The 10000-nt window shown below is 62.4% G+C and carries 11 protein-coding genes; 5 read left to right on the top strand and 6 right to left on the bottom strand.

Annotated features, from left to right (window positions below):
- On the top strand, nucleotides 1-107 hold a 107-nt coding region (locus LDL37_RS08710; protein ID WP_290796837.1), incomplete at its 5' end, for a hypothetical protein.
- Nucleotides 108-238: 131 nt separating this feature from the next.
- Here the strand turns inward: LDL37_RS08710 and LDL37_RS08705 are convergent.
- Nucleotides 239-724 carry a pentapeptide repeat-containing protein gene (locus LDL37_RS08705; RefSeq protein ID WP_290796831.1) on the bottom strand — a complete coding sequence of 162 codons (486 nt, stop codon included), beginning with the start codon at nucleotides 722-724 and terminating at the stop codon, nucleotides 239-241.
- Nucleotides 725-1037: 313 nt separating this feature from the next.
- Between LDL37_RS08705 and LDL37_RS08700 the strand changes: the two genes are divergently transcribed.
- Nucleotides 1038-2093, top strand: coding sequence for an aspartate-semialdehyde dehydrogenase (locus LDL37_RS08700; RefSeq protein WP_290796828.1), 1056 nt, complete (start codon nucleotides 1038-1040; stop codon nucleotides 2091-2093).
- A 45-nt stretch (nucleotides 2094-2138) separates the two neighbouring features.
- Here the strand turns inward: LDL37_RS08700 and LDL37_RS08695 are convergent, their stop codons facing one another.
- Nucleotides 2139-4895: a ribonucleoside-diphosphate reductase gene (locus LDL37_RS08695; RefSeq protein ID WP_290796825.1), complete on the bottom strand. Its 2757-nt coding sequence runs from the start codon at nucleotides 4893-4895 to the stop codon at nucleotides 2139-2141.
- A 257-nt stretch (nucleotides 4896-5152) separates the two neighbouring features.
- Between LDL37_RS08695 and LDL37_RS08690 the strand changes: the two genes are divergently transcribed.
- Nucleotides 5153-5548, top strand: coding sequence for an NADH:ubiquinone oxidoreductase subunit NDUFA12 (locus LDL37_RS08690; protein WP_013480471.1), 396 nt, complete (start codon nucleotides 5153-5155; stop codon nucleotides 5546-5548).
- The gene (locus LDL37_RS08685; RefSeq protein WP_290796822.1) at nucleotides 5548-6357 is read left to right on the top strand and encodes a DUF2155 domain-containing protein; all 810 of its coding nucleotides are present in this window, start codon (nucleotides 5548-5550) and stop codon (nucleotides 6355-6357) included. The genes LDL37_RS08690 and LDL37_RS08685 overlap by 1 nt, the downstream gene beginning before the upstream one ends.
- On the opposite strand, the gene aat is transcribed toward LDL37_RS08685, so the two are convergent.
- Complete coding sequence (aat, locus tag LDL37_RS08680; protein WP_126423935.1) at nucleotides 6294-6944, bottom strand: leucyl/phenylalanyl-tRNA--protein transferase; 651 nt, start codon at nucleotides 6942-6944, stop codon at nucleotides 6294-6296. The two genes, LDL37_RS08685 and aat, sit on opposite strands and share 64 nt — an antisense overlap.
- Before the next feature lie 56 nt (nucleotides 6945-7000).
- On the opposite strand from aat, the gene LDL37_RS08675 reads away from it, so the two are divergent.
- On the top strand, nucleotides 7001-7387 hold the full coding sequence (locus tag LDL37_RS08675; RefSeq protein ID WP_290796817.1) for a hypothetical protein: 387 nt from the start codon (nucleotides 7001-7003) through the stop codon (nucleotides 7385-7387).
- 45 nt (nucleotides 7388-7432) lie between these two features.
- On the opposite strand, the gene accC is transcribed toward LDL37_RS08675, so the two are convergent.
- Genes accC through aroQ form a run of 3 tightly spaced genes read right to left on the bottom strand, consistent with a single transcriptional unit; the run spans nucleotide 7433 to nucleotide 9794 of the window.
- Entirely contained in the window at nucleotides 7433-8788 is a 1356-nt protein-coding gene (accC, locus tag LDL37_RS08670) for an acetyl-CoA carboxylase biotin carboxylase subunit (protein WP_290796834.1), read from the bottom strand.
- Between the two features lie 22 nt (nucleotides 8789-8810).
- A complete protein-coding gene (gene accB / locus LDL37_RS08665) occupies nucleotides 8811-9302 on the bottom strand; it encodes an acetyl-CoA carboxylase biotin carboxyl carrier protein (RefSeq protein WP_290796814.1) in 492 nt (163 codons plus the stop codon).
- A gap of 51 nt (nucleotides 9303-9353) precedes the next feature.
- Nucleotides 9354-9794 (bottom strand): type II 3-dehydroquinate dehydratase, encoded by a 441-nt coding sequence (gene aroQ, locus LDL37_RS08660; protein WP_290796811.1) that lies wholly within the window; start codon nucleotides 9792-9794, stop codon nucleotides 9354-9356.
- Nucleotides 9795-10000 lie beyond the last annotated feature (206 nt).

Raw genomic sequence — 10000 nt, 5'->3', positions numbered from 1 at the left:
TGAACCAGCAGGGGCAGGACGTGATGATGAGCGCCCCGTCGGAGGTGACGGAGAAGCAGTTGAAGGAACTGCATATCCGGACGCAACTGCCGATCAAGGTGAGCTAAACCTAAGGGGTGTGGGGTCTGTGACCCCACAAACCTTTAATATTCAAAGAAAAACCCCTTCGGTTTTGCCGAAGGGGTTTTTCTTTGAAAGTAGAAGACTTGGGGCCGCAGGCCCCAAACCCCATAACGTATCAGCACACCGGAACGCGGATACCCTTCGGCGCCACCGTCGTCTTATCGCCGCAAGCCTGATCCATCATGCGCTGGGTGATGCCGCGCGCCGACGCCATCTCGGCCCCGGAAAAGTTGACGCCGCTCAGATTGGCACCCGCAAAATTGGCCCCTTCGAGGTAGGCCCCGACGAAATTGGCATTGGTCAGGTTGGTGCGCGCGAAATTGGCGTGGCCGAACAGCGAGCCAAACCCGTTAAGGTCACGCAGGTCACCGCCCGCAAAGCTCGTGCCGTTGAAAACGCCGCTCGACAGGTCCGCCTGACGCAGGCGCGCCCCGGCGAAATTCTTGCCTTTCAGCGTCTTACCGGAAAAATCGGCCTGGAACAGGTTGCAGCCAGGGCAGGACGCGCCCGAACCGGCACGGCTGATCTGTACAGGGTTTTGCGCCGAAGCGGGAAGGGCAAACAGCGAAAGCGCGGCCACGGCCAGAGCGATGCGTTTCATGATGGGACACCTCTTGTGGTTTAGCTTTTCTTAAGCAAGATCGGGGCCTGCGCGCTCCCCTCCGTAAACCGGAGAGGTATAAGAGCAGTTTACAAAACCCCTCATTCCCGGTAAAGGCGCTTTCATGTTCCAGACGACCACCACCAAAGCCACTACCAAGCCGACCCGCATCGCGGGGCCGGTCCGGTCGTGCTGACGGTGTAAGCCAAGGCATCTGGACGAAGCCCCGCGGAACGCGCGGGGCCGGTTTCACAGAAAACCCAACACCTCGCGCCTCCCGCCAAACCTTTTTTTGACGCAGGAGACGTGACCTATGAACGATCAATCCCATTATACGCAGTTTCCCAATGTGGGGATAGTTGGCGCGACGGGCCTTGTTGGCGGCATGATGCTGACCCTTCTGGGCGAACGCCGCTTCCCGCTGAACAAGCTGCGCCTGTTTGCCTCCGCCCGTTCGGCCGGCAGCCGCGTGCGTTTCGGGGAGCGCGAAATCGTGGTGGAGGACGCCTCCGCCGCCGACTATAGTGGCCTTGATATCGTTTTCTTCTCGGCGGGCGGTTCAACGTCCAAGGCCCTGGCCGAAAAGGTGGCCGCCGCCGGGGCCATCGTCATCGACAATTCGTCGGCCTGGCGCAGCGATCCGGACGTGCCGCTGGTGGTGGCTGAGGTCAATCCGCACGCGCTGCGCAACGTCCCCAAGGGCATTATCGCCAATCCGAACTGCACCACCATGGCCGCCATGCCGGTCCTGAAGCCGCTGCACGCGGCGGCGGGGCTGAAGCGCCTGATCGCCAGCACCTATCAGGCCGTGTCCGGCGGCGGCATGGAAGGCGTTGAAATCCTGCGCGATCAGATCGTGGCGGGGGCCGACGCCTGCGCCGCTCTGGCGCAGGACGGGGCGGCGGTCGATCTGGGAACGGTGCGCAAATGGGCGGTGCCGATCGCCTATAATGTCGTGCCGCTCAACTACGTGCCGGGCGAGGACGGCTATACGGAAGAGGAACTGAAGCTGCGCGACGAAAGCCGTAAAATCCTTGAAATCCCTGAGTTGCAGGTCGCGGCGACCTGCGTGCGCGTGCCGGTCTTTACGGGCCATTCCCTGTCGATCAATGCCGAATTCGAGCGCCCGATGACGCCTGAGGCGGCGCTGGCCCTGCTGGCCGAAGCCCCCGGCGTCGAACTTGCCGACGTGCCCAATCCGCTGGCCGTCACCGGCCGCGACCCGGTGCAGGTGGGCCGCATCCGCCGCGATCCGACCGTGGCGCATGGCCTGACCCTGTTCGTCAGCGGCGACAACTTGCGCAAGGGTGCCGCACTCAATGCCGTGCAGATTGCCGAGGAATGGTTGAAGCAAAAGGCGTGGGCGTAAGACCCATATACCTCCCCAGCTTGCTGGGGAGGTATTTGTGCGGGATCATTCCCCCTGCGCTTCGGGGGGCAGGGACTGATCGTCGGATTTCGAAGGTTTGCGTCCAAAGGGCACGACGACCAGATTGTCCGGCTGTCCGCGCATAAACCCCTTGGAAATCAGGTGCGAGGCGGCAATGCCTTCGTTGCCGTCATCGGCCAGCTTCGACAGGCCATGCCCCTGACCCAGACCGTCGGCGTTCAGCTCATCCGGGTCGGCGTTCGACAGGTCTTCGCGGTTGAGATAGGAAATCGCCAGTTCCCGGAAGATATAGTCGAGGATCGAGGTCGCCGAGCGGATCGAATCGTTGCCGCTGACCGGACCGGCCGGTTCAAAGCGCGTAAAGACGAAGGCATCGACAAATTCGTCGAGCGGCACGCCGTATTGCAGGCCGATCGACACGGCGATGGCGAAATTATTCATCAGTGAACGGAAGGCCGCGCCTTCCTTGTGCATGTCGATGAAGATTTCGCCCACGGAACCGTCTTCATATTCGCCGGTGTGCAGATAGACCTTATGGCCGCCGACGCTGGCCTTCTGGATATAGCCCTTGCGGCGGTCGGGCAGCTTCTGGCGTTCGCGGTCGCGTTCGATGATCTTTTCGATGACCGTCTGGGCCGGGGCTTCGCGCACAGGTTCCGGAGTCGGGCGGCGGGCCTCTTCAAATTCCGGAATATCGAGCGTCAGCGACGGCGGGGCCGGCTGACGCTTGAGGCCGATGGCGCGCAGACCGCTATCGGCCGCCTGAGCGAGGGCCTTGAGCGCGTCGGGCACCCCCTGATCCCATTCAAGCACCAGAGCCGAGGCCGCCGGCGCCGAGGCAAAGCTTTCGAGTTTTTGTCGTAGGGCCAGTCGTGCCTTCAGGCCGGGGGGGCTCAGGCGCTGACGCAGGGCGTCAGGCAGCCCCTCCGTGGTGTCATGGCCGAAGATAAAGGCCTGCGCCTCAGCGATTTCGTCCGCCGTAAAGCCCATCAAACGCAGCAGACTAAAGCCCGGCGCGTGCAGGTCTTCGTCGCTGATGCCCCAGATATCCTTGATAAAATCGGCATCCAGCACCGCCGGGGACACCACCTCATCAAGGCTGTAGGCGGTGATCAGGGCGTCTTCGAGGGCCGCGATCTCAAAATCGCTCAGTCCCTTGGCTTTCAGGGTCTGGGCGTGGATATGCGGCGCGCCGTCCAGCGTGCGGTGGCCCAGCAGATGCGTGCGCACGGCGTCGCGTTCATCTCCGCTCAGCCCTTGCCAGACGGCGGGGTGCAGGCCGCGCACAAAGACGCCGTCGGCGCCTTCCATCGCCACGGTCAGGGCGGTCAGCGGCGCATCGCCCAGCGTCACGCCCAGCCGCAGCGACAATTCCGGATCGTCAAACAGGGTCGTCGTCTGGACGTGGCGCAGGCCGGTGGGTTTGGCCAGTTTCAGCGCCGTTTGCAAGCGCGTCAAGGCGTGCGCCTTGAGGTCGGCGCTTTTGAGGCCCGACAGGCGATAGAGCTTCTGGCTCAGCGTCGATACCCGCTCGTCGCGTTCGGCGGCGAACCCGGCATAGGGCGTCAGGTGACGCGACAACACGGCGGAGGCGTGCACGCTTTCGGCATCCAGCACGGCCATCAGGGCGGCGGCAAAATCCTGCCCCGCTTCGGTTTGCGCGCTCAGGCCCAGCGCCATAAGGGTTTCGCTGAGGCCCGCCACGGTGAGGGCGACGGGGCGATGCTGGGCCAGACGCTGTGCCGCTTCGGGCGTGGCGGCAAAGGCCAGGTGGCTTTCGATATCGAGCGCCACGGTCCACAGGGCGGTGCAGGCGGCAAAGCCTTCGACATCGAAGCCGGTTTGTTTGAGGAAACCATAGGCGTTGAGCGCGGCGCGCGGCGCGATCAGGGCGTCGTCCAGCGCTTCGGCGGCGTCCGGATCGAAGGCGATCCACAGGCGACCGCTTTCCAGCGCCGCCTGCGCCGCCAGACGCGCCGACGGGTCACCCGCGGCGATCAGGTCGCGGCGCGCCGTCACGATGACCGGTGCGGCGGGCCGGTCGGCCTCGACATTTTGCAAAGACCAGTCGGGCAGGGCGCTGTCGCCGGTCAAACCATCCGTGGACTGAATAACCGACTGAATGAGCGCGTCCGAAGCCCCCAGACGCCGGGCCTTCAGCGCCGCGCGGGCCAGCGCTGGATTATGTTGTAAGCTGGCGCGCTGTTCGCCCTCGGCGCGGGCAATGGCGGCGGTGATGCCGGACAGGGCGGCGTGCAACTGATCGCGGGTGGCGCGGGCGACCGCTTCGGAGCGCGCGCCGACCAGAAGGTCGCGCAGCTCACGCACGCAGGCAGGGTCTTCGATATCGGCGTAGCGGGCCTCGGTCTGGCCGAGTTTGCGGCCGTCCAGCAAGGGCACGCGGTGCCCGGTCCGCAGGCCCGTTGCGGGGGCGGCCAGCCCCAACCGCAGGGTCGCCGCCAGTTCGGCCGCAAAGGCCTGCGCCTCATCTTCGCGCAATATACCGTACACCCGGCCCCACGCCGCCAGACGATGGGCATAGAGTTCGAACGCCCCATCCAGCCCTTCGGCCACGGGCGGAAACGCCCCTTCGGGCAGGTCGCGCGGCAAGGCTTCGACCCAGTCGTGCCAGGCTTCGCTTTGCGCCGTGGTCCACTCGCGTGGGCACAGGACGCTGAAACTGTCGGGGCCGCGTTCGATTTCGCGCCATTCCAGCACCGGCTGGGCCTGTTCGGCGCGGGCCGCAAAGGACAGATCGGGCAGGACAGAATCGCCGGACATTATCTTTGCCATTGGCTTCCCCGGATTGGCGAACACAGTTGGGGATAAAGTCTAGACCGATTTTAACCTTTCAGCAATAAATGTGGGGCCGGAGGGCTGATCCATCCACAATATGTTGCGTAGCTCTCGCATGGGGGATAATTCGCCGGTTGTGGCCTCTGAAGCGCTTTACGCAGATGCAGCGGCGCTTTATAAGTCAGGGGACGCATAACCGGCGGAGTCTCCCTCTTCGCCATTTAGTGAAATAGGGTAAGACCTTGCTGGATAAAGCCTTCTTGTGGTGGAGCGGTGCGACGCTCGGTACGCTGTTCACCATCGGCCGCACGTCGAAGCTCGTCGGGACCGACGAATTCGGCAACAAATATTATCAGGCCCGCAACACCAAAGAAAGCTACGGCGACAAGCCGCGCCGATATGTGATCTATAACGGCTATGCCGACGCCTCGAAGATCCCGCCCGACTGGCACGGCTGGATGCACTATATGTACGACGAGCCGCCGACGGTGGCCCCGCTGCCGCGCAAATCGTGGGAAAAGCCGCACCTGCCTAACCTGTCGGGGACGCCGTTCGCGCAGTTCCCCAAGGGGTCGCTGAACGCCGAAGGCGAGCGTCAGGCGTCGAAGTCGGGCGACTATGAGGCGTGGAAGCCCTGATGAGAAGGACCGGCGCGATGGTTCGGGCGGTGCTGCTGATGGCCGGTGTGGCCGCCATCGCCTTGCCGCTCTATGCCCAGAACATCCCGCCCGACGAAGAAGCTCCGCGACGCGGTGACCGCCGCGATGCGCGCGACAATGCCGACTATGACCCGGAACCCTACTATATCGACGGCGTAGAGTATAAGCCCTACGACCCGACCGGGAATAAACGCAATGCCCCTCAGCGCGCCGCCAATACGCAAACCGTGAACCGCCCGGCCGCGCCGGTGGCCAGCCAGCCGCAGGCCGTGGGGACGGGAACGCCCGCCGCCGTGCCGCCAACCGCTGCCGCTCAGTCGTCGGCGGGCACGCCCTATGTTGATTCCGCCGGTCAGGTGGTGGGCAATGCGCCGGTGGCCAGCAGCAGCGCGTCTCAGTCTTCGGCCCCTGTGGTCGTGGTGCCGCCCGAAAAGCGCCTGCGCTACAGTGCGGCCATCCTGACCGTGCTCGACAAGGTGACCGGCGAAGCCATTCGCTTTGAAGCGCCGGTGGGCAAGCCCAAGCGCTACCGCGGCATGGTCTATACGGTAAAGGCCTGCGAAACCTCGGCGCAGGACGAGGCGATGAGCGACACCATGACCTATCTGGAGGTACGTACCTCGCCGCAACCGGCGGCCAATGGCACCGTGCCCAAGCCCAAAGACGTGTTCAAGGGCTGGACCTACGCCTCGACGCCGGGCGTCAACGGCATGGAACACCCGGTCTATGACGTCTGGGTGGTCAGTTGCAGGACGCCCTTGCCGGTCACGGCGGTCGCCAGCCGGTAGAAGTCGCCTTCGACCGAGAGTGCGTCTTTCAGGCGCGCCTTGTAATCCTCACGCGGAATTTCGATGACGCCGAACTGTCGCAGATGGTCGGTGAGGAACTGACAATCGAGCAGGCGATAGCCACCGGCGCGCAGCCGCGCCACCAGATGCACCAGCGCGATCTTTGAGGCATCCGTGGCGCGCGACACCATGCTTTCGCCGAAAAAGGCCCCGTTGATGGCCACGCCATAAAGCCCGCCGACCAGCCGCGTCCCGTCCCACACCTCGACGCTGTGGGCCAGGCCACGCGCGAACAGGGCTTCGTAAAGCGATTGAATGGAATGGGAAATCCACGTGCTTTCGCGGTCGGCGGCGCTTTCGGCGCACAGTTCGATGACCTGGCGGAAGGCCGTGTCGATCTTCACCGTGAAGGGGGTGTTACGCACGGTGCGCGCCAGCCGCGACGGCACATGGACGCCCTCCAGCGGCAATATGCCCCGCAGCGGCGGATCGACCAGAAACAGGGTCTCATCGTCACGCGCATCCGACATCGGAAAAATGCCGGTGCGGTAGCATTGGACCAGATCGTCGAGGGTGAATTCCTGCAAGGCTTTACTTGGGCAAGTGGTGGGATAATATTCTCCTAACTTCTTAGGAGGCGCAAATGGTAGGCTATGCTGAGGCTTTCAAAACTCTCGGTTATTACATTTCATCACCAATAAGTGACGTAAGTTCTGAAAAAGAAGATGGTGTAGTCATAGCAATAATGCGGCATGAATTAAGATATGAAAACAAGCGAACGATTTTTGATACTCGCCAAATACCCGACTGGGAAAAAATGAGAATGTCTCTGCCCGGTAACACTCGTCGTCGTGCACATCTTTCTAAAGCGGTCGATAAATTCGGGGGACTCGTTGACGTAATTCTTTATGATAAGCCAGTTAAAGGGAATGGAGACGCAGAAATTGCCAATAGACCTAATAGTCGATGGGTTGTTACTTATTTCGATGAAATAACTGGTCATCATCGCGTGGAATTGCAACCAAATTGAATTGTAAGAAAAAGGCCTTGTCGGAAACAAGGCCTTTTTCTTTAGTTATACCTTCGCCTCTTCCTGCGCCTTGATCCACTTTTCCAGCCAGTGGATATTGTAATCCCCTCTCTGGATATCGGCTTCGTTCAGCAGGTCGAGGAACAGCGGAATCGTGGTGTCGATACCGGCCACCACGGTTTCCTGAAGGGCGCGTTTGAGGCGGGCCAGAGCTTCGGGACGGTCGCGCCCATAGACGATCAGCTTGCCGATCATCGAGTCGTAATAGGGCGGGATGGTGTAGCCGTTATAGACCGCCGAATCCATGCGTACGCCCAGACCACCGGGGGTGTGGAAGTCGGTGACCGTACCGGGCGACGGCACGAAGGTGCGGGCGTTTTCAGCATTGATCCGCACTTCGATAGAGTGGCCTTTCAGGTCGATATCGGCCTGGGTGAAGGACAGGGGCAGACCCGCCGCGATGCGGATCTGTTCGCGAACCAGATCGACGCCGGTGACAAATTCGGTGACCGGGTGTTCGACCTGAAGGCGGGTGTTCATTTCGATGAAGAAGAACTCGCCATCCTCGTACAGGAACTCGATGGTGCCGACGCCCAGATAGCCGATCTTGCGGATGGCCTCGACGACGATCATGCCGATCTTGTCGCGCGCCGCCGCATCGATGACGGGCGAGGGGGCTTCTTCAAGCACCTTCTGGTGACGGCGTTGCAGCGAGCAGTCGCGTTCGCCGAGGTGGACGACATTGCCGTGGCTGTCGGCGATGACCTGAATCTCGATGTGGCGCGGCTTCTGGAGGTAGCGCTCCATATAGACTGTGCCATCGCCAAAGGCCGCGGCGGCCTCGGTCTGGGCGCTCATCACCTGTTCGGCCAGCACGTCGGCATTGGCCGCGACCTTCATGCCGCGACCGCCGCCGCCGGCAGCGGCCTTGATGATCAGCGGGAAGCCGATGGATTTCGACGCTTCGATGGCGTCTTCGACCGTGGCCACGCCACCGTCAGAGCCCGGAACGACGGGGATGCCGGAGTCCTTGGCGGCCTGCTTCGCGGTGATCTTGTCGCCCATCAGGCGGATGTGGTCCGGTTGAGGCCCGATAAAGGTCATGCCGTGCGCGCCGACGATTTCGGCGAAGCGGGCGTTTTCCGACAGGAAGCCATAGCCGGGGTGGATCGCCTGCGCGCCGGTGATTTCGGCGGCGGCGATGATCGACGGAATGTTGAGATACGACTTGGCGGCAGCGGGCGGCCCGATGCAGACGCTCTCATCGGCCAGATGCACGTGCATGGCGTTGGCGTCGGCGGTCGAATGCACCGCAACGGTGGCAATCCCCATCTCCTTACAGGCGCGGATGACGCGCAGGGCGATTTCGCCGCGGTTGGCGATGAGGATCTTGTCGAACAGTTTGGGGGTATCGGACATGGCGTTAGTCGATTACCACGAGGCCTTCGCCGAATTCGACGGGCTGGGCGTCGGACACGAGGATTTCCGACACCGTGCCGTCCTTGGGCGCCGGGATCGGGTTCATGGTCTTCATGGCTTCGATGATCAGCAGGGTCTGACCGGCCTTCACCTTATCGCCGACCTTGACGAAGGTGGCGGCACCCGGCTGCGGCGACAGATAGACGGTGCCGACCATGGGCGATTTCAGGGCGTCCTTGGCGGCTTTCGGCGCTTCGGTGGCGACAGGGGCCGCAACGGGAGCCGCAGCCGCGGGAGCCGGAGCGGCCACAGGGGCGGGGGCCGCGACCTGAGCGGCGTAAGTGGCCACAGGCGCGGCGGTGAGGGTGCGCGCGACGCGGATCTTCAGTTCACCCTGCTCGACCTCGATTTCGGTCAGCTCGGTTTCCTTCAGGATATCCGCCAGCTTGCGAATGAGGCGGGGGTCGATCGGGTCAACCGGTTTTTGCGATGACATGCGCTTACCTTGGTTAGGGGGTGGGGCCGTGCGTAGGAACGGGCCAATGGGCTATTGTTCAATGAGGCGTAGGGCCGCCTCGATAGCCAGTTCATAGCCAATCGCCCCCATACCGGCAATAACCGCCTTTGCCGCCAGTGACACATAGGAGTGATGGCGGAACGGTTCGCGGGCGTGGGGATTCGACAGGTGGCATTCGATGATCGGCTGGCTGAGGGCCTTCAGCGCGTCGAGTAACGCGACCGAGGTGTGGCCATAGCCTGCCGGGTTGAGAATCAGGACCGAGGCGTGTTCGCGCGCCTCCTGCACCCAGTCGATCAGTTCGCCTTCGTGATTCGTCTGGCGAAAGACGACGGGCACATGACGGGCCGCAGCCAGTTCGGTGCACCGGGCTTCGATGTCCGAAAGGCGTGTATATCCATAAATTTCCGGCTCACGCACCCCCAGAAGGTTGAGGTTTGGGCCGTTAAGGACATATATGGGTTTGGACATGCAAAGCCTGATCCTGTGGGATGCGGTCTTGTATCCCCTGTTGCGCTTGCTCACAAGAAAAAGCGGGCTTTTTCGCCCGAAAACGATCCGAAAATGACGAAAATTCTGTTGAATGGCGAAGAAACCGAGGTTTTGGCCGCCAATGTGATGGCGCTGATCGAACAGATCGGCATTGATCCGCGCAAGGTGGCGGTGGAGCGCAATCT

Origin of the sequence: Asticcacaulis sp. (assembly GCF_020217185.1) — a bacterium.
Lineage (GTDB): Bacteria > Pseudomonadota > Alphaproteobacteria > Caulobacterales > Caulobacteraceae > Asticcacaulis.
The sequence above is the reverse complement of the archived record's forward strand: the minus strand, read 5'-3'. Positions and strand labels throughout refer to the sequence as shown.